The sequence below is a fragment of the Streptomyces sp. RB17 genome, from assembly GCF_009604455.1.
GTDB lineage: Bacteria > Actinomycetota > Actinomycetes > Streptomycetales > Streptomycetaceae > Streptomyces.
Genome location: NZ_WEGL01000006.1, coordinates 575,906 through 594,350, shown reverse-complemented (window position 1 = coordinate 594,350; position 18,445 = coordinate 575,906). Strand labels below are relative to the sequence as shown.

General features: G+C 71.9%; 15 protein-coding genes and 1 pseudogene. 6 read left to right on the top strand and 10 right to left on the bottom strand.

Annotated elements, in window-relative coordinates; translation table 11 throughout:
- The first annotated feature begins 40 nt into the window (after positions 1-40).
- Positions 41-2,011 carry an N-acetylmuramoyl-L-alanine amidase gene (locus tag SRB17_RS27910; RefSeq protein WP_153542850.1) on the top strand — a complete coding sequence of 657 codons (1,971 nt, stop codon included), beginning with the start codon at positions 41-43 and terminating at the stop codon, positions 2,009-2,011.
- 16 nt (positions 2,012-2,027) lie between these two features.
- Here the strand turns inward: SRB17_RS27910 and SRB17_RS27905 are convergent, their stop codons facing one another.
- From SRB17_RS27905 to SRB17_RS27875, 7 genes are all read right to left on the bottom strand, one after another.
- Entirely contained in the window at positions 2,028-2,525 is a 498-nt protein-coding gene (locus tag SRB17_RS27905) for a hypothetical protein (RefSeq protein ID WP_153542849.1), read from the bottom strand.
- A 213-nt stretch (positions 2,526-2,738) separates the two neighbouring features.
- Positions 2,739-3,641 (bottom strand): universal stress protein, encoded by a 903-nt coding sequence (locus SRB17_RS27900; protein ID WP_153542848.1) that lies wholly within the window; start codon positions 3,639-3,641, stop codon positions 2,739-2,741.
- A gap of 138 nt (positions 3,642-3,779) precedes the next feature.
- A complete protein-coding gene (locus SRB17_RS27895; RefSeq protein WP_323376328.1) occupies positions 3,780-4,022 on the bottom strand; it encodes a DUF397 domain-containing protein in 243 nt (80 codons plus the stop codon).
- A gap of 82 nt (positions 4,023-4,104) precedes the next feature.
- Positions 4,105-5,271 carry a thiolase domain-containing protein gene (locus tag SRB17_RS27890; protein ID WP_153542846.1) on the bottom strand — a complete coding sequence of 389 codons (1,167 nt, stop codon included), beginning with the start codon at positions 5,269-5,271 and terminating at the stop codon, positions 4,105-4,107.
- Positions 5,268-6,317, bottom strand: a complete 1,050-nt coding sequence (locus SRB17_RS27885) for a thiolase domain-containing protein (protein WP_323376327.1) — start codon at positions 6,315-6,317, stop codon at positions 5,268-5,270. The genes SRB17_RS27890 and SRB17_RS27885 overlap by 4 nt, the downstream gene beginning before the upstream one ends.
- Complete coding sequence (locus SRB17_RS27880) at positions 6,314-7,255, bottom strand: Zn-ribbon domain-containing OB-fold protein (RefSeq protein ID WP_153542845.1); 942 nt, start codon at positions 7,253-7,255, stop codon at positions 6,314-6,316. The genes SRB17_RS27885 and SRB17_RS27880 overlap by 4 nt, the downstream gene beginning before the upstream one ends.
- Positions 7,256-7,391: 136 nt before the next feature.
- Entirely contained in the window at positions 7,392-8,192 is an 801-nt protein-coding gene (locus tag SRB17_RS27875; protein ID WP_153542844.1) for a crotonase/enoyl-CoA hydratase family protein, read from the bottom strand.
- Between the two features lie 189 nt (positions 8,193-8,381).
- Here SRB17_RS27875 and SRB17_RS27870 point away from each other — a divergent pair, with 189 nt between their 5' ends.
- Positions 8,382-9,998, top strand: coding sequence for an acyl-CoA synthetase (locus SRB17_RS27870; RefSeq protein ID WP_323376326.1), 1,617 nt, complete (start codon positions 8,382-8,384; stop codon positions 9,996-9,998).
- A gap of 303 nt (positions 9,999-10,301) precedes the next feature.
- Positions 10,302-12,017: a sulfatase gene (locus SRB17_RS27865; RefSeq protein WP_323376325.1), complete on the top strand. Its 1,716-nt coding sequence runs from the start codon at positions 10,302-10,304 to the stop codon at positions 12,015-12,017.
- A gap of 18 nt (positions 12,018-12,035) precedes the next feature.
- Here SRB17_RS27865 and SRB17_RS27860 read toward each other — a convergent pair.
- Together SRB17_RS27860 and SRB17_RS27855 are read right to left on the bottom strand one after the other, a co-directional pair.
- Positions 12,036-12,749, bottom strand: a pseudogene (locus SRB17_RS27860) (alpha/beta fold hydrolase); the annotation flags it as partial.
- Between the two features lie 38 nt (positions 12,750-12,787).
- Positions 12,788-13,654 (bottom strand): alpha/beta fold hydrolase, encoded by an 867-nt coding sequence (locus SRB17_RS27855; protein WP_194294158.1) that lies wholly within the window; start codon positions 13,652-13,654, stop codon positions 12,788-12,790.
- Positions 13,655-13,942: 288 nt separating this feature from the next.
- Here SRB17_RS27855 and paaK point away from each other — a divergent pair, with 288 nt between their 5' ends.
- From paaK to SRB17_RS27840, 3 genes are all read left to right on the top strand, one after another.
- A complete protein-coding gene (gene paaK, locus SRB17_RS27850; RefSeq protein WP_153542840.1) occupies positions 13,943-15,247 on the top strand; it encodes a phenylacetate--CoA ligase PaaK in 1,305 nt (434 codons plus the stop codon).
- Positions 15,248-15,325: 78 nt separating this feature from the next.
- Positions 15,326-15,664: an ArsR/SmtB family transcription factor gene (locus tag SRB17_RS27845; RefSeq protein WP_153542839.1), complete on the top strand. Its 339-nt coding sequence runs from the start codon at positions 15,326-15,328 to the stop codon at positions 15,662-15,664.
- Positions 15,665-15,777: 113 nt separating this feature from the next.
- Positions 15,778-16,662 (top strand): TIGR03620 family F420-dependent LLM class oxidoreductase, encoded by an 885-nt coding sequence (locus tag SRB17_RS27840; protein ID WP_153542838.1) that lies wholly within the window; start codon positions 15,778-15,780, stop codon positions 16,660-16,662.
- Here SRB17_RS27840 and SRB17_RS27835 read toward each other — a convergent pair.
- A complete protein-coding gene (locus SRB17_RS27835) occupies positions 16,659-18,155 on the bottom strand; it encodes an acyl-CoA synthetase (RefSeq protein ID WP_153542837.1) in 1,497 nt (498 codons plus the stop codon). The two genes, SRB17_RS27840 and SRB17_RS27835, sit on opposite strands and share 4 nt — an antisense overlap.
- Between the last annotated feature and the right edge of the window lie 290 nt (positions 18,156-18,445).

Here is an 18,445-nt window from a genome sequence, read left to right as displayed (position 1 = left end):
CCGCACGCCCCGCCACGCCCACCCGTCACAGGAGGCCGCATTGCGAGGTCCCGCCACCGACCCCACGTCCACACCCGGCACCAGACATCTGCGCCGGGCCGCCGTCCCGCTGGCCTCGGCGGCCCTGCTGCTGCCGCTGCTCGGCGCGGCCCCCGCCCAGACCGCCCCCGACTCCTCCACCGGCCGGCTGCAGCACGCGTTCGCCACCGCGGCGGCCGAGTACCACGTGCCGCAGAGCGTCCTGCTGGCCGTCTCCTACCTCCAGTCCCGCTGGGACTGGCACGCCGGAGCGCCCAGCGTGTCCGGCGGGTACGGTCCGATGCACCTCACGGACGCCCGGACCGCCATCGCCACCACGGAACACTACGCCGAGGCCACGGAGGACCCCCGCGGTGACGCCGCCCGCGCGGCCGTGCACCCGGACATCAAGGTGCCGGCCGAGTCCGTGCTCCCGGACCGCCTGAAGACGCTGCCGAAGGCGGCGCAACTGACCGGCCTGCCGGCCGATGAGCTGCGCACCGACCCGGCGGCGAACGTGGCCGGCGGCGCCGCCCTGCTCGCCGCCGCGCAGAAGGAGCTGGGCGAGCCGCTCAGCGCCGACCCGGCCGACTGGTACGGCGCGGTGGCCCGCTTCTCCGGAGCCGACGACAAGGCGACCGCGGCAGCGTACGCGGCCGACGTGTACGACGTCCTGCGCACCGGCGAGGAGCGCGTCACGGACGCCGGGCAGCTGGTCGCGCTCGCCGCCCAGCCCGGGCTGACCGGCGACACCGCCGTGCTGCAGCGGGCCGGTCTCGGCACGCTGCCCACGGACGGCGTCGAGTGCCCGAGCTCGGTGTCCTGCGAGGCGGTCTGGGCGCCGTACGCGCAGTTCGGGAACAACGACTACGGCAACCACGACCTCGGCGACCGTCCGGTGTCGCAGGCGATCAAGTTCATCATCATCCATGACACGGAGGGCGCCTGGGACGGGGTGATGAACCTGATCCAGGACCCCACCTATGTGTCGTGGAACTACACGATCCGCTCCACGGACGGTCTGATCGCCCAGCACGTCAAGGCGAAGGACGTGGCCTGGCACGCGGGCAACTGGGACATCAACGCCCGGTCCGTCGGCATCGAGCATGAAGGTTTCCTCGCCAACCCGGACGCCTGGTACACCGAGGCGATGTACCGCTCCTCGGCCCGGCTGGTGAAGTACCTGGCGGCCAAGTACGCCATCCCGCTGGACCGGCAGCACATCCTGGGCCACGACAACGTGCCCGGCCCGACCACGTCCACGATTCCCGGCATGCACACGGACCCGGGTCCGTACTGGGACTGGCGGCACTACTTCCAGCTCCTGGGCCACCCCTTCAGGCGCACGGCCGGCAAGCAGGCCGGACTGGTGACGATCCTGCCGGACTACGCCAGGAACCAGCCGGTGTACACGGGCTGCAGCACCAGCGGCACGGCGTGCACGGCGCACGGCTCCAGCGAGGTGCGGCTGTACTCGGACCACGACGTCAACGCGCCGCTGATCAAGGACATCGGGATGAAGAAGGACCCGACCGAGGACGTGAACGACCTGTCCTCCCGGGTCGCCACCGGCCAGCAGTACGCGGTCGCGGACCACTGGGGAGACTGGACCGCGATCTGGTACCTGGGCCAGAAGGCCTGGTTCCAGAACCCGCCCACGGCTCCGGCGGCGGTGCCCGCCAAGGGGCTCGTGCTCACACCGAAGGCCGGCCTGGCGAGCGTTCCGGTGTACGGCAGGGCCTACCCGGAGAAGGAGGCCTACCCGGCGGGCGTCCCCGCGCAGTCGGTCGTGCCGCTGCCGTACACCATCCCGGCCGGGCAGAAGTACGTGGTCGGTGACGAGGTGCCGGGCGAGTACTACTACGCGGTCACCTTCACCACCGACTCGCACCGGGTCGTGGTGGGCAAGGACCTGTACTACGAGATCCAGTACGGCCACCGGGTCGGATTCGTCCGCGCCGCGGACGTGACCCTGGAGGGCTCGGCCGGCTAGGCGCGGCCGCGCGGCCTCAGCCCTGCTGGAAAAGCTCCGCCGGGAGCGGCTTCAGCAGGGCGTACAGGTCGTCGGTGATGGGGCGGTCCCAGGCGGCGATGGTGACGAGGACGCCGTCGCTGCGGTCGAACTGCACGCAGGAGATCCGGGACTCGGACAGCTTCAGCCGCCGCACGATGAGGAGGTTGTCGCCCTGCAGGACCGGGGTGTCCTCGACACCGACGACGACGACCTCCTCGTCGTTCTCCAGCGCGAGGAGCAGCTGGCCCACCTCGAAGGGGATCTCGCCCTCGGTGACCTCGCGGGCCGGGGAGCCCTCGGGGAGGTTGCCGATGATCATGGCGGGGCCGCGTCCGCCGAACAGGTCGTAGCGCAGGAAGACACCCTGGCAGGTGCCGTCGGGGGCGGGCAGCAGGCCCGCGCCGAGGTTGCCCGGCCAGTCACCCGGGTCCATGGCCAGCACGTCGAAGTCGGGTCCGGCAGGGGTGGCGCTGCGGCGGCGGAGGAACGACATGCGGCCATGGTACGTGGGCTGGGCCGCTCGTGCGGAGCGGCTCCGCCAGAAGCGCCGTGACGGAGTCGGCGGTCTACTGCAGGGCCGTTGTGGCTGGTCGCGCCCACGCGGCGGTAGCCACATCGCAGACGCAGCCCCGCGCCCCGTCGGGGCGGGCTGCCGCTCAGGTCAGGGTGCAGGTGGTGAACAGCGTGGCCCGGCGGGGGCCGGCTCTCACTCCTGCGGCGGTGCCGGGGGCACCACCGCGATCGGGCTTGCGGCGTGCAACAGGACGGCCTGGGTCACCGAGCCCATCATGCGGGCCGGTGCGAGCAGGCGCCGCCGGTGCCGGCCGACGACGACCAGCTCGGCGTCCTTGGAGGCCGCGACGAGATGGCCGGCCGCGTCGCCGGGCAGCGCCTCGGCGTCGGCACGGACCTCGGGGTGCCGCTTGCGGTGCGGGGCGAGGAAGCCCTCGGCGAGGGCGCGGGTCTCGTTCTCGACGGCGTCCTGGTCGATCTGGGGCGGCACCAGCTGGCCGGGGGCGGACCAGGTCTGTACCGGCCACGGGTAGGCGGCGATCACCTGGACGCGGGCGCCGCGCAGGGCGGCCTCGGTGAAGGCGAAGTCGAGGGTGGCCTCGTCGGGGCTGTCGGCGTGCAGGCCGACCACCACCCGGGGGCCGGGCTCGGCCGGACCGTCGCCGTGCACCTGCCGGCCGGGCCGTGGCACGACGACGACCGGGCACTCGGCGTCCCGGGCGGCGGCGAGGCCGTTGGAGCCGAGCAGCAGGCTGGCGAAGCCGCCGCGGCCCCGGGAGCCGAGGACCAACAGCTGGGCGTCGGCGCCGAGTTCCGGCAGCACGGCTCCCGGTACGCCCTCCAGCGCGACGTACTCGACGGCGGGCTGCGCGCCGCGGTCCGCGAGCCGGGCATGGACGTCGTCCAGTACCGGATCGCCCTCCGCCTCCGGCTCTGCGGCGACCAGGACGTCGGCCTGTCCCCAGGCGGCATACTGCCGCACGTGCACCACCCGCAACGGTGCGGCGCGGCGGCGGGCGGCGTCGAAGGCCCACTCCAGCGCGCGCAGGCTGTCGTCGGAACCGTCGACCGCGGCGATGACCGGCGCAGTGCTCATCGTCCCTCACCTTCCGGAACACGACCTTCCCCTTGCTGGGGCCAGCCTGACGCAGGCACCGGTCCCAGCGGGGCCCTGTCGGTCGCGTGTCCGGAAATCGGGTCGGAACACCCCCGGTTCAGGTCAGGTGGGCCCGGTTCAGGTGAGGTCGAACTCCCCTTCCCGGGCGCCGGAGACGAAGGCACCCCATTCCGCGGGGGTGAAGATCAGGGATGGGCTCTCCGGACGGCCGCTGTTGCGCATCGCGATGAAGCCCTCGACAAAGGCGATCTGGACATCGCCCAGACCTCGGCTGCTGGACTGCCACTCGGCCTTGCTGAGGTCCAGCTCCGGCTTGTCCCAGCCCGCGAGCGGCTTGTGCTGGATGGTGGTCTCGGCCACGTCCGTGCTCCTCCCGGTTCGTCGTCCGCGGCTCAGCCTAGCGACCGCTCACGATGCCCAACAGGCCACGTGGGATGGACTTTCACGTCTCCGGTGGCCGCGCTCCCACGAGCCACATGGAGAAGAACTGCGAGCCGCCGCCGTAGGCGTGCCCGAGCACCCGGCGGGCGCCGTCGACCTGGTGTTCTCCGGCCTGACCGCGTACCTGGAGGGCGGCCTCGGCGAAGCGGATCATGCCGGAGGCGCCGATGGGATTGGTGGAGAGCACGCCGCCCGACATGTTGACGGGCAGGTCGCCGTCGAGTTCGGTCACCCCGGACTCGGTGAGCTTCCAGCCCTCGCCCTCCGCCGCGAAGCCCAGGTTCTCCAGCCACATGGGCTCGTACCAGGAGAACGGCACGTACATCTCGACGGCGTCGATCTCCCGGCGCGGGTCGGCGATGCCGGCCTGCCGGTAGACGTCGGCGGCGCAGTCCTTGCCGGCCTGCGGGGAGACGAAGTCCTTGCCCGCGAACAGGGTGGGTTCGCTGCGCATGGCGCCGCCGAGCATCCAGGCGGGCGGCCGGGGCGCGCGGGCGGCTCCGGCGCGGTCGGTGAGGATCATCGCGCAGGCGCCGTCGGAGGAGGGGCAGGTCTCGGAGTAGCGGATGGGGTCCCACAGCATGGGCGAGGCCTGGACCTTCTCCAGGGTGATGTCGTGCTCGTGGAGGTGGGCGTAGGGGTTCTTCAGGGCGTTGCGCCGGTCCTTGTAGGCGACGAGGGATCCGACGGTGTCGGGGGCGCCGCTGCGCCGCATGTAGGCGCGCACGTGGGGTGCGAAGAAGCCGCCGGCGCCGGCGAGCAGTGGCTGCTGGAAGGGAACGGGGAGCGACAGGCCCCACATGGCGTTCGACTCGGACTGCTTCTCGAAGGCCAGGGTGAGGACCGTGCCGTGGACGCGGGCGGCGACCAGGCCCGCGGCCACGAGCGCGGTGGATCCGCCGACGGAGCCCGCGGTGTGCACCCGCAGCACGGGCTTGCCGACGGCGCCCAGCGCGTCCGCGAGGTAGAGCTCGGGCATCATCACGCCCTCGAAGAAGTCGGGCGCCTTGCCGATGACCACGGCGTCGATGTCGGCCCAGGTCAGCTCGGCGTCCAGCAGGGCCCTTCGTGCCGCCTCGCGGACGAGTCCGGCGATCGAGACGTCCCGGCGGGCGGCGACGTGTTTGGTCTGGCCGATGCCGACGACGGCCACGGGCTCCTTGCTCATCGTGGATCCCCTTCGAGTACGGCGACCAGGTTCTGCTGCAGGCAGGGGCCGGAGGTGGCGTGGGCGAGGGCACGGTCGGACGCGCCGCGGTGGATGCGGGCGGCGGCCTCGCCGATGCGGATCAGCCCGGCGGCCATCACCGGGTTGGCGGCGAGGGCGCCCCCGGAGGGATTGACACCGACGTCGTCGCCGAGGCGGAGCGCCCTGCGCAGGATCACCTCCTGCGAACTGAACGGGGCGTGCAACTCGGCGGTGTCGACGGGCCGTTCGAAGACTCCTGCCCGTTCGGCGGCGAGCCGGGTGGACGGTGAGTCGGTGAGATCGCGGACGCCGAGGCCGTGGGCCTCGATGCGGTGGTCGATGCCGCGGATCCAGGCGGGCCGCTCGCACAGCCGACGGGCCCGCTCCCCCGCCGCGAGGATCACGGCGGCGGCGCCGTCGCCGACGGGCGGGCAGTCGCCGCTGCGCAGCGGTCGTACGACGTAGTCGCCCTGCGGCACCTGCCCCTTGAGCTGGGCGTACGGGTTGGTCGTGGCGTCGGCCCGGCTGCGGGCGCCGACGGCGGCGAGCGCGGGTTCGTCGGTGTGGCCGGCGTCCATGAGGGCCTGTGCCTGAAGGGCGGCGAGGGCGATGGAGTCGGGCCACAGGGGGGCCACGTAGTACGGGTCGAGCTGGCGGGTGAGGACGTCGCGCAGGGAGCCCGGCGAGGACTTGCCGTAGGAGTAGACGAGCGCGGTGTCGGCGTCGCCGGTGAGCAGCTTGGTCCAGGCCTCGTACAGTGCCCAGGCGCCGTCCATCTCGACGTGCGACTCGGAGATCGGCGGCCAGGCTCCGACGCCGTCGAGGGCGAGCGTGAAGGAGAAGGCACGGCCGGCGAGGTAGTCGCTGGAGCCGGAGCAGGTGAAGCCGATGTCGGCGGTCCTGAGGCCGGTCTGTGCCAGCACCTCGTGCAGGACCGGCATGAGCATCTCCACCTCGGAGGACTCCTCGGTGGAGCGCCGGTGGTCGGTCTGGGCGAAGGCGACGACCGCGATCTGCCGGGTCACAGCAGCTCCTTGTAGGTGTCGTAGTCGGCGTCGGGTTCGCCGGTGGGCCGGTAGTGGTCGGGGTAGCGGGCGCCCTCGGTCCACACGGGCTCGACGCGCAGGCCCATGCGCACCTGGTCGTAGGGGATGCCGCCGATCCGCGCGTGCAGGGCGAGGTCGGCGCCGTCGAGGGCGATGTGGGCGTAGACGTAGGGGACCTCGATGTCGAGGTTCTTCGCCTTGATGTTGACGATGCAGTAGGTGGTGACGGTGCCGCGGGGACCCACTTCGACCTGTTCCGCCGTGGCCATGCCACAGGTGGGGCACGCACCCCTCGGGGGGACGTACACCTTGCGGCAGGAGGGGCAGCGTTCGCCGACGGTCCGCCGTGCGGAGAGGCCTTCGATGTACGCGGACTGGGCGCGGCCGGGCGAGTAGGTGTAGTCCAGGCGGGCCGGGGCGACGATCCCGGTGAGCGGGTCGTCGAACTCGCCCGTGTGTCCGCCCGGTTGGGCGGGTGGCCCGTCGTACGGCTCGAAGCAGGCGATGTCGGTGATGGCGCCGGTGCGTTCGGCGGCCCAGCGCACGCGGACCCGCATTCCGGTGTGCACGGAGTCGGGGCCGGGGGCGTCGAGGGCGTGCAGCAGGGCGGTGTCGGCGCCGTCGAGCCGGACCAGGACCCAGGCGAAGGGGGTGCCGAGGGGCTGGCCGCGGCGCGGCTCGTGGTTCCACGCCCAGGTGGTGACCGTGCCCGTGGGGGCGACCTCCACCAGGTCGTGGAGCTCCTCGGCGGTGACGGGGTCGTACTCGACGGGCGGGACGAGGGTGCGTGCGTCGGTGGTCTTCACACCGAGGACGACGCGTTCGCGCAGGCCGGTGAGGAAGGCACTCTGGACGGGGCCGAGGGAGCGGGTGAACGGGAATTCGACGACGAGCGGCGCTTTGAGGACTTCGGGCATCGGCTGCCTCCTTGGAAGGTCGGCGGTGAAGGCGCGCCCCGTAAGGGGCGCGGGGCGGCGACTTGGGGGAGCGAACAGCCCACGGCGGCCCGCAGCTTGCGAACGGTGTCTGCCGACCCGCTCACCCAGCGGAGCGTCACGCGCGCCTGTAGACGGGGGTCCGCTTCTCCGCGAAGGCGCGGGCGCCTTCCTTGGCGTCGGCGGTGTCGAAGACCGGCCAGCCGCGCGCGAGTTCGGCCGCGAGCCCGTCGGTCTCCGTCATCTCCGCGGTCTCGTACACCGACGCCTTGACGGCCTCGACGGCGAGCGGGCCGCAGGCGTTGATCTGATCGGCGATCTCCAGGGCTTTGTCGAGGGCGGTGCCGTCCGGGACCACATGGCCGATCAGTCCGATGCCGGCGGCCTCCCGGGCACTGTAGGGCCGTCCGGTGAGCAGCATCTCCAGGGCGTGGGTGCGCGGGATCTGGCGTTGCAGCCGGACGGTGGAGCCGCCGATCGGGAACAGGCCGCGCCGGACCTCGAACAGCCCGAAGGTCGCGGACTCGCCCGCGACCCGGATGTCGGTGCCCTGGAGGATCTCGGTGCCGCCCGCGACGCAGTACCCCTCGACGGCGGCGACGACCGGTTTGCGCGGGCGATGGTGGCGCAGCATCGCCTTCCAGTGCAGGTCGGGGTCGGCCTTGAGCCGGTCGCGGTGGTGCTCTCCCTGCATGCCGTGGCCGGCCAGCGCCTTCAGGTCCATTCCGGCGCAGAAGTCGCCGCCGGCCCCGGTGAGCACGATCGAGCGGATCCCGTCGTCCGCGTCGGCCTCGAGCCAGCCGTCGTACAGGCCGACGAGCATCGGCAGCGAGAGCGCGTTCCTGGCGTCGGGCCTGTTGAGCGTGAGCACGAGTGTGGCGCCCTCGCGCCGCACGGTGAGGTGTTCCGTCCCGCCCATGGGCGTGTCTCCCCTCGGTGAGAACGAGAACAGGTTGCAGTAGGCGGCGAGGCACTTCAAGGGAGCTTCAAGGGTTTTCTGACAGACAGTCAGATTTCTTTGGCACGGACCCTTCACAGTTGCGGCGCCCTTTGCTCTGATGACCCGCTAGCGGAGGCATCAGGGGCACGATCGGGGTCAGGAGGAGCGGTGGAGTACAACCTTGCCGACCTGTTCGAGTCGGTCGTCGACGTGGTCCCGGACCGCGAGGCGCTCGTGTACGTCGACCATCCCGGCACCGGCGCGGAGCGCCGCCTGACCTACGCGGAGCTGGACGCGGCCGCCAACCGCGTCGCCCACCACCTGCTCGACAGCGGAATACGGCCCGGCGAGCATCTCGGCCTCCACCTGTACAACGGCGTCGAGTACCTGCAGACGGTGCTGGCCTGCCTGAAGGCCCGGATCGTGCCGGTCAACGTCAACTACCGCTATGTCGAAGATGAGTTGGTGTACCTCTACCGGGACGCCGACCTGGTCGCGCTGGTCTTCGACGCCGAGTTCGCCGACCGGGTGGCGGCGGCGCTGCCGCGGGCGCCGATGCTGCGGCATCTGCTGCGAGTGGGCCCGGACACGGCCGGGGTGCCTGGCGCGGTGCCGTTCCGCGACGCCGAGGCATCCGGCTCGCCGGCCCGGGACTTCCCCCTCCGCTCCGGCGACGACCGGTTCATCATCTACACGGGCGGTACGACCGGCATGCCCAAAGGCGTGATGTGGCGTCACCAGGACCTGTTCTTCGCCGGGCTCGGCGGCGGGGCGCCGACCGGGGAGCCGGTGAAGAGCCCGGAGGAGCTGGCCGAGCGGGTCGCCGCCGGGGGCTCCGGGATCACCTTCTTCCCCACTCCCCCGCTGATGCACGGCACCTCCACGCTCACGGCGTTCATCGGCTTCAACTTCGGCCAACGTGTCGTCCTGCACCGCAAGTTCGTGCCGGAGGAGGTGCTGCGGACCGTCGAGAAGGAGAAGGTCACCAGCATCTCGCTGGTCGGCGACGCGATGCTCCGGCCGCTGATCGACGCGCTGTGCGGACCGCTGAAGGGCACGGACTGTTCGGCCCTGTTCAGCGTGTCCTCGTCGGGCGCCGTCATGTCGGAGACGGTGCGCCGGCAGTTCCGGGAGCTGGTCCCGAACGCCATGCTGCTCAACAACTTCGGCTCCTCCGAGTCCGGCTTCAACGGGACGGCGACGGAGGACTCGGGCCCCGAGCGCGGCTTCCGCCTGCGGGTCAACTCCCGTACCCGCGTGGTCGATCCGGTGACGCACGAGCCGGTCGCCGCGGGCGAGACAGGACGGGTCGCCCAGTGCGGCCATGTCCCGCTCGGCTACTACAACGACCCGCGGAAAACTGCCGAGACGTTCTTCGAGAAGGACGGGCAGCGCTGGGTCCTGCTCGGCGACATGGCGACGGTCGACGAGGACGGCGTGGTCACCGTGTTCGGCAGGGGCTCGCAGTGCATCAACACCGGGGGCGAGAAGGTCTACCCGGAGGAGGTCGAGCAGGCGCTCAAGGCGCATCCGGACGTGTACGACGCACTGGTCGCCGGAGTCCCGGACGCCACCTGGGGCAACCATGTGGCGGCCGTGGTACAGCTGCGCGCGGGAGCGTCGCACCCCTCGCTGGCCGACATCCAGAGCCACTGCCGTACCCGGCTGGCCGGCTACAAGATCCCCCGCCAGCTGGTGATCACCGACTCCATCCAGCGGTCCCCGAGCGGCAAGGCCGACTACCGGTGGGCGCGGGAGGTGGCGGTGGCCGCCGACCGGCGGTGACGCCCCGGGGTGTCCCGCCGCCCCCGCCACCCGATGGCACTACTGTGTGCGCACGGTCGACGCGATCCGACTACTTTGGGTGATTGTCGGTCGGTCGAGGTGTGCCGGTCCCGGCTTTCCGCACCGACACCGGGCCACGCACGGAAGGATCTCGGGGTGTCTCATCACACGCCTGGTCACCTGCCGGAAAGCGCAGACGGGACGGACGGCGCCCCGGCGGGGACCGGGGCCCCCGGGTCCGTGGAGGCGGAGCCGGCCGTGGCACCCGGCCGGTCCGGCAGGCGCGCGCGTGTCGTACGGATCGTGCGGAGCTTCGCCGCACGGGCCGGCCTGCCCGGTGGCCGCGGTCGCATCGCGCGGGGCCTGGCCGCGCTGGCCGGCCCACCCGGCAGGCGGGCCCGCATCGCGCGCGGCGTGGCCGTGGGCTCGGCCGGTCTCGCGGTCGCCGTCCTGCTCGCGGCGCTGCTGCTGCCGAACCAGCCCGACCGGCTCACCCCGGCAGCGTTCGAGCATCTGCCGGCCGAGGGGATCCTGCTCGCCGCCGTGCTGCTCGTGCTGCCGCCCCGCGCGAGGCGGGCGGGGGCGGCGGCCCTCGGCGTCTTGGTCGGGCTGGTCACGCTCCTCAAGTGCCTGGACATCGGCTTCTATTCGGTGCTGTACCGCCCCTTCGACCTGGTGCTGGACTGGGGGCTGCTGGGCAACGCGGCGGACTATCTGCGGGAGACCTCCGGCCGTACCGGTGAGCTGGTCGCCATCGCCGGCGTCCTGCTCCTCGCGGTCGCCGTCCCCGTCCTGACCGCGGGTGCCACGGTCCGCCTCGGCACCGTGCTGGCCCGGCACCGCGCCCGGTCCGTCCGCGTCGTCCTGGTGCTGGGCACGGCCTGGATCACCTGCGTCGTGCTCGGGCTGCAAAGGGGCGGTGCGCCCGTCGCCTCGACGCTCGACGCGGACCTGCTCGGCGACCGTGCCAAGCAGGTCCGCGTCTCCTTCGCGGACGCCCGCCTCTTCCGCCGCCAGGCCGCCCACGACGCCTTCGCCCATACACCGCCCGACCAGCTGCTGACCGGCCTGCGCGGCAAGGACGTGCTGTTCACGTTCGTCGAGAGCTACGGCCGTTCGGCGATCGAGGACCCGGCGATGGCCCCCCGGATCGGCGCGGTCCTCAAGGACAGCGGCGAGGCCCTCGCGGCCGCCGGGTTCCGGGCCCGCAGCGGCTGGCTGCGCTCGCCGGTGACCGGTGGCGGCAGCTGGCTGGCCCACTCGACCTTCCTGTCCGGCCTGTGGATCAGCAACCAGCAGCGGTTCCGCTCCCTCACCTCCAGCGACCGGACCACTCTCACCGGCGCGTTCCGCAGGACCGGTGCCTGGCGCACGGTCGGTGTCGTGCCGGGGGTGCTGGTGGCCTGGCCGGAGGGCCGGTTCTTCGGCCTGGACCACCTCTACGACGGCCATCACCTCGACTACCGCGGCCCGGACTTCGGCTGGTCGCAGGTTCCGGACCAGTTCACCCTGCAGACGTTCCAGCGGCGGGAGTTCGGCATGCGGGGCCGGGGCCCGCTGATGGCGGAGATCATCCTCACCTCCAGCCACTATCCGTGGGCGCCCGTGCCCCGCATGGTCGACTGGGCGAAGCTGGGCGACGGCTCGGTCTTCCAGGAGATCCGGCGCGAGGGCAAGTCCCAGGAGGAGGTCTGGAGCAACCCGGAGAGCGTGCGCACCGAGTACCGCACCTCCATCGAGTACTCGCTGAACAGCCTCGTCGGGTTCCTGCGGCGGTACGGCAACGACAACACGGTCCTGGTCTTCCTGGGCGACCACCAGCCCGTGCCGACCGTCACCGGGAACAGCCCCCGCAAGGACGTGCCGGTCACCGTCGTCGCCCGTGACCCCAAGGTGCTGGACCGGATCTCCGGCTGGGGGTGGACGGAGGGTCTGAAGCCCGCCGCGAACGCCCCCATCTGGCCGATGGACGGCTTCCGCGACCGGTTCCTGAAGGCGTTCGGACCACAACGGGGCTGATCCGGCCGACGCCGGTCCTCAACGGCCGGGGCGGTCGAGGAACTCACGCACCACGGCGAGGAACTCCTCCGGACGGGACTCGTGCACCAGGTGTCCCGCGTCCACGGTGACAAGCGAGGCACCGGGGATCAGGCCGGCGAGCTGTGCGACCTGTTCCTGCGGAATGTGGCTGGTGGGACCACCCCCGATGACCAGCGTCGGCATGGTGATCCGGTCCATGTGGTCCCACCACACAGGATCGGGGGCGTTGCGCTGCTCGTCGGTGGCCCGCACCATCGCCCAGTCGAACGGCAGCTCTCCCGCGGGCCGTTCGGCGGACGGTCGGGGTGGGTCGAGGGGCACGGGTGCGCAGATGTCCTCCAGCACCAGCCGTCGAACGACACCGGGATGCCGCTGGGCGAGCAGGTAGGCGACGATGCCGCCCAGCGAGTGGCCCACGACATCGGCGCGGCCGAGGCCCAGGGCCGCCAGCAGGGCAAGGACGTCATCGCTCATCGCCTCGGCCCGGTAGTCCCCCGGCCAGTCGCTGTGTCCGTGGCCGCGCAGGTCGGGGGCGTACAGCCGGCGCGGTCCCGGGGGCGCCGCGAGCCGCTCGGCGATGTGCGTCCAGTCCGCGCCGTCCGCGCCCCGGCAGTGCAGCAGCACCACGGGCGGGGCGTCCGCCGGGCCCCAGGTCCGGCAGGCCAGGGAGATGCCGTTCGCCTCGATGGTGTGCGGTGCCGCGGTGTCCATGCCGGGCACGTTAGGCCAGGCCGACCGGTCCGGGCCGCCTACTCTGCCGAGGGCAGAGCGGCGCCGGCCGGGCCGTCGAGGAAGGCGAGGGTGCGTTTCAGGAACCGCTCCGGGTCGTCCAGCCAGGGGTAGTGACCGGCGCCCGGCTGGACGGCGACCTCGGCGTCCGGGAAGGCCTCGGCGGCACGGCGGGCCAGGTCCGGGCGGGGGCCGCCGTCCAGTTCCCCGGCGAGCACGAGGACCGGCGCGGTCAGCGCGGCGAGGGCGGTCCGGGTCGCGTCCGGGGTGAAGGCACCGTCGGCGAAGTAGCGCTCCCCCGCCTCCTCGTTGGTCTGCTCCAATTCGGCGTCCGTGTGGCCCCGGGCGGCGTCGTCCCAGCGGCCGTAGAAGAACGGCAGGAACACGTCGTCGAAGTCCGCCTCGCCCGCCAGCCAGGCCCGGAAGACCGGGAACGCCTCCGCGAACCACGGCTCGTCCGTGCGCAGCCGTGCCGCGGCCAGCCGGTCCTCGGGGGTCGCCCGCAGGCCCAGGGCGGACGGGTTGGGCGTGATCAGCAGCAGTCGCCGTATCCGCTGCGGGTGGCGGGCCGCGTAGAGCATGGCGAGAGCCGCGCCCGCCGAGTGGGCGAGCAGATCCATGTGTTCCAGACCCATGTGTGCACGCCACACCTCGACGTCCTCGACCATGCGGTCGCACCGATACGTCGCCGGGTCCGGGGGCGGCGCGGAGTCCCCCGTGCCGCGCAGGTCGAGCAGGGCGAGGCGGCGGTGCGCGGTCAGCCCGCCGAGGTCTCCGAGGTAGGCGGAGGCACGCATCGGGCCGCCGGGCAGGACGGCGAGGGGTTCGCCCTCACCTCGCAGGTGGTAGGCGAGCCGGGTGCCGTCGGGCGCGGTGAAGGTCGGCATGGTCGTGATCATGTCGCCAGGCCCCGGCGCGGCGCAACGTTTCACCGCCCGGGGCGAGGAGGTGGACTACAGCTCGATGGGCCGATGGGCCGATGGGCAGCTCGGCCGAGAGGGAGGCAGCGGCTCCCGTCGCGGCTCCACGTGCCCGTTCTCCGGCGTGACCGGCGCGGAAAAATCTTCGCAGGCCTCTTGCCTGGAGCCGCATGGCCTGAATTACTGGCCCCGAGCGGAGCGACCGAATGATCGGTCGTCCGGTATGTGAGTGAGTGCGGCGAGGGAGACGGCTCGATGGCGGTTGCGACGGACCTGTTCGATGCGGGCGAACGGCTCGGCCCGGAGGAGCTGCGGGAACTCCAGCTGGAGCGCCTGCGCACCTCGCTGCGGCATGCCTACGACAACGTGCCGTTCTACCGGGACTCCTTCGACAAGGCCGGCGTCCGCCCCGAGGACTGCCGCTCCCTCGCCGATCTCGCTCGTTTTCCGTTCACGACCAAGGCGGACCTCAGGGAGAACTACCCGTACGGGATGTTCGCCGTGCCACGCGAGCGGATCCGCCGGCTGCACGCCTCCAGCGGCACCACCGGACGCCCCACGGTGGTCGGCTACACGGACAACGACCTTTCCATGTGGGCCGACATGGTGGCGCGGTCGATCCGGGCGGCCGGCGGGCGGCCCGGTGACATCGTGCATGTGGCCTACGGCTATGGGCTGTTCACCGGTGGCCTGGGCGCACACTACGGTGCCGAGCGCCTGGGCTGTACGGTCGTCCCGGCCTCCGGCGGTATGACGGCCCGGCAGGTGCAGCTGATCCAGGACCTCCAGCCGGCCGTCATCATGGTGACCCCGTCCTACATGCTCACGCTGCTGGACGAGTTCGAGCGGCAGGGCGTGGACCCGCGCGGCACCTCGCTGCGCGTGGGCGTCTTCGGGGCCGAGCCCTGGACCGAGCAGATGCGGCGCGAGATCGAGGAGCGGTTCGCGATCGACGCCGTGGACATCTACGGACTGTCCGAGGTGATCGGCCCGGGCGTGGCGCAGGAGTGCGTGGAGACCAAGGACGGGCTGACGATCTGGGAGGACCACTTCTATCCGGAGGTGGTCGACCCGATCACGGGCGAGGTGTTGCCGGAGGGCGAGCGTGGCGAACTGGTCTTCACCTCGCTGACCAAGGAGGCCATGCCGATCGTCCGCTACCGCACCCGGGACCTCACCCGGCTGCTGCCCGGCACGGCCCGGGCGTTCCGGCGGATGGAGAAGATCACCGGGCGCAGTGACGACATGGTGATCCTGCGCGGGGTCAACCTGTTCCCGACCCAGATCGAGGAGATCGTGCTCCGCACGCCCGGCGTGGCACCCCACTTCCAGCTCCGGCTGACCCGTGAGGGCCGGCTGGACCGGCTGACCGTCCGGGCCGAGGCCCGCCCGGACGCGGGACCGGAGGCGCGCGACGCGGCGGCCCTGTCCATCTGCGCGGCGGTCAAGGACGGGGTGGGAGTGTCCGTCGACGTGGAGATCGTGGAGCCGGAGTCGCTGGAACGCTCGGTCGGCAAGATCCGCAGGATCGTGGACCTGCGGCCGAAGGCCGCCGGCTAAGCGCCGCGTCAGGGTTCGCGGCCCCAGGATCGTATCGACGTACCTCGAAACGTCGTCGGCGGCCTATACTCGCCAGCCATGACGGACAGCACCCCCACCCCTGACGCGAACCCGGACCTGGTCAACGCGCTGCGGGCGCTGTCCAACCCCATACGCCTGCAGATGCTGCGCTGGCTGCGCGAACCGGAACGGCACTTCCCGATGGAGACGGCCATCGCCGATCCGGCCGAGATCGGTGTGTGCGTGAGCCACATACAGGCCAAGGCGGGACTGGCCCAGTCCACCGTGTCCGCCTATATGGCCGAACTCCAGCGAGCGGGGCTCGTCCGGGCCACCCGCGTCGGCAAGTGGACGCACTACAGGCGGGACGAGCAACGCATCGCCGATCTGGTCGCGGAGCTCGGCCACACCCTCTGACCGCACACACCCCCGCCACCCGTCACCGCCCCTTGCCGTTCATATCGAAAATCTGCGATATTACGATTCTTCGATACCATCCGCGGCATCACCCCCTGTGAAGGAGCGCACCGATGAACCTCGGCACGTTCGGGATCTACACCTTCGACTTCGAGCACCAGCCGGCCACGCGGATCCGCGACTCTGTCCAGGAACTGGAGGATCTGGGCTGGCGGGCCGTCTGGATCCCGGAGGCGCTCGGCCGGGACGCGTTCACGCACGCCGGATTCCTGCTCGCTTCGACGCGGCGGCTCGGCGTCGTGAACGGCATCGCCCGGATCTGGTCCCGGGAGGCGACCTGGGCGCACGGTGCCGCCCTGCTGCTCGCGGACGCCTACCCGGGGCGGCACGTGCTCGGCCTTGGCTTCGGCGGGCAGCCGCGTCCGGGGATCAAGCCCCTCGCCGCGATGGCCGGGTACCTCGACGAGCTGGACGCGATGGAGACGCCCAACCCCCGCCCGGCCCAGCCCGTCCGGCGCCTGCTGGCCGCCTACGGCCCCAGGATGCTGGAGCTGGCCCGCGACCGCGCCGAGGGGGCCCACACCTACCACGTCAACACGGCCCACACCGCGCAGGCGCGGGAGATCCTCGGGCCGGACGCCTTCCTGGCCGTCGAGCACGCGGTGCTGTTCGAGACGGACCCCGACCGCGCCCGCACCCTCGCGCGCGAGCACCTGCGCGGCTACCTCGAAACCCCTTACAACCTCGCCAAGTTCCGCCGGCTCGGATACACCGACGACGACCTCTGCGGCGGCGGCAGCGACCGGTTCGTGGACGACCTGGTGTTCTGGGGCGACCCGGACACGGTCGTACAGAAGCTGCACGGGCATGTGGAGGCGGGGGCCGATCATGTCGCCGTGCAGGTGATCGGCGTGTCGCCGGGCGAATCGGCACTGCCGCACTGGCGGTTGCTGGCCGACGCCGTGCTGCCGTCGAAGTCCGCCGACGGCCTCGGCTAGTGGCTGAACCGGTCCCGCAGTTCGCGCTTGAGGATCTTCCCGCTGGCGTTGCGCGGCAACTCGTCCACGAACAGCACCCGTTTGGGCGCCTTGAAGGGCGCGAGCTTCTCCTTCACGTGGGCGATGAGCTGATCCTCGGTCACCTCGCCGCGCAGGACGACGACCGCCGTCACCGCCTCGATCCACCGCTCGTCGGGCAGGCCGATCACGGCGGCCTCGGCGACCGCCTCATGGGTGTACAGGGCGTCCTCGACCTGGCGTGAAGCGACCAGTACGCCGCCCGAGTTGATGACGTCCTTCACCCGGTCCACGATCGTGAGGTAGCCGTCGTCGTCGCGCACCGCGAGGTCCCCGGAGTGGAACCAGCCGTCCCGGAAGGCCTCGGCAGTCTCCTCGGGCTTGTCCCAGTAGCCCTCGCACAACTGCGGTGAGCGGTAGACGATCTCGCCGGGCGTGCCGGCGGGCACGTCCTCGCCCTGGTCGTCCACGACCCGTGCGTCCACGAACAGCACGGTCCGCCCGCAGGAGTCCAGCCGGCCCGCGTGCTCGTCGGGGCCGAGGACCGTGGCCAGCGGGCCGATCTCGCTCTGCCCGAAGCAGTTGTAGAAGGCCAGCCGCGGCAAACGTTCGCGCAGCCGCTCCAGCACCGGGACGGGCATGATCGAGGCGCCGTAGTAGGCCTTGCGCAGCCCGTCGAGGTCGCGGGTGGCGAAGTCGGGCCGGCCCGCCAGGCCGATCCACACCGTGGGCGGGGCGAACAGGCTGTCCACACGGCCCGCCTCGATCAAGTCGAGCAGCCGGTCCCCGTCGGGCGCGTCCAGGATGACATTGGTCGCGCCGACGGCGAGATACGGCAGCAGGAACACGTGCATCTGCGCCGAGTGGTACAGCGGCAGCGCGTGCACCGGACGGTCACCGGCGCTCAGGTCCAGGGCGGTGATCGCGCTCAGGTACTCGTGCACGAGGGCCCGGTGGGTCATCATCGCGCCCTTGGGCAGGGCGGTCGTACCGGAGGTGTACAACAGCTGCACCAGGTCCTCGGTGCGCGGTTCGGGCCCGTCGTACGGGGTCGCGTCCGCCAGCCGGGCGAGCAGCGAGCCGTCGGTGTCCCTGAACGGCAACACCCGTACGCCGTCCGGGAGCCGGCCCGCCAGGTCCGGGTCGGCGACGACGAGGGTGCTGCCGGACTGGCCGACGAGGTAGGCCAGGTCGTCCCCGGTCAGGTTCTGGTTGACCGGCACATGGACCAGGCCCGCACGGGCGCAGGCCAGGAAGCCGATCAGGTAGGCGTCGGAGTTGTGGCCGTAGGCGCCGACCCGGTCGCCGGGCGTGAGGCCCTCGGCGAGCAGCACCGAGGCCGCGCGTGAGACGGCGCCGTCGAGTTCCTCGTACGTCCAGCGGCGCTCGCCGTACTCCACCGCGCGGCGGGCCGGGGTGCGCCGGGCGCTGCGGCGCAGCACCCCGTCGACCGTGCTGCCGTGTCCCTGCGTCATGGCTCATGATCCTCGGTCGGTCACGGAGGAGGGTCAAGCACCGTGCAGGGCGCATGCGCACAGCATCGACGGTCCTCGCCGCATGCATCTTTTGCTTCTGCGTGCTCCTGTGCGCCCCTTTGGGGAAAGGCTTCCGGAAAAGAGTGCCGTTGAACTTGGGCAGGACTTGTTGCGAGCGTCAAGTCCGTAGCACATTTCCCGCAATTCACGTGTCGCGCTGGTCAGGAGGTTTCCATGAGCCGTGCTGTGCCCGAACAGAAACGAACGTGGCGGACAGGTACTGCTCCCGG

Coding starts and splice junctions, on each gene's coding strand:
- SRB17_RS27905 (WP_153542849.1), bottom strand. CDS start 2,525: ATGTCGTTCCTCCGCCGCCGCAGCGCCACCCCTGCCGGACCCGACTTC.
- SRB17_RS27900 (WP_153542848.1), bottom strand. CDS start 3,641: ATGAGCACTGCGCCGGTCATCGCCGCGGTCGACGGTTCCGACGACAGC.
- SRB17_RS27890 (WP_153542846.1), bottom strand. CDS start 5,271: ATGAGCAAGGAGCCCGTGGCCGTCGTCGGCATCGGCCAGACCAAACAC.
- SRB17_RS27880 (WP_153542845.1), bottom strand. CDS start 7,255: ATGCCCGAAGTCCTCAAAGCGCCGCTCGTCGTCGAATTCCCGTTCACC.
- SRB17_RS27875 (WP_153542844.1), bottom strand. CDS start 8,192: ATGGGCGGGACGGAACACCTCACCGTGCGGCGCGAGGGCGCCACACTC.
- SRB17_RS27855 (WP_194294158.1), bottom strand. CDS start 13,654: ATGCCGACCTTCACCGCGCCCGACGGCACCCGGCTCGCCTACCACCTG.
- paaK (WP_153542840.1), top strand. CDS start 13,943: ATGGCGGTTGCGACGGACCTGTTCGATGCGGGCGAACGGCTCGGCCCG.
- SRB17_RS27845 (WP_153542839.1), top strand. CDS start 15,326: ATGACGGACAGCACCCCCACCCCTGACGCGAACCCGGACCTGGTCAAC.
- SRB17_RS27840 (WP_153542838.1), top strand. CDS start 15,778: ATGAACCTCGGCACGTTCGGGATCTACACCTTCGACTTCGAGCACCAG.
- SRB17_RS27835 (WP_153542837.1), bottom strand. CDS start 18,155: ATGACGCAGGGACACGGCAGCACGGTCGACGGGGTGCTGCGCCGCAGC.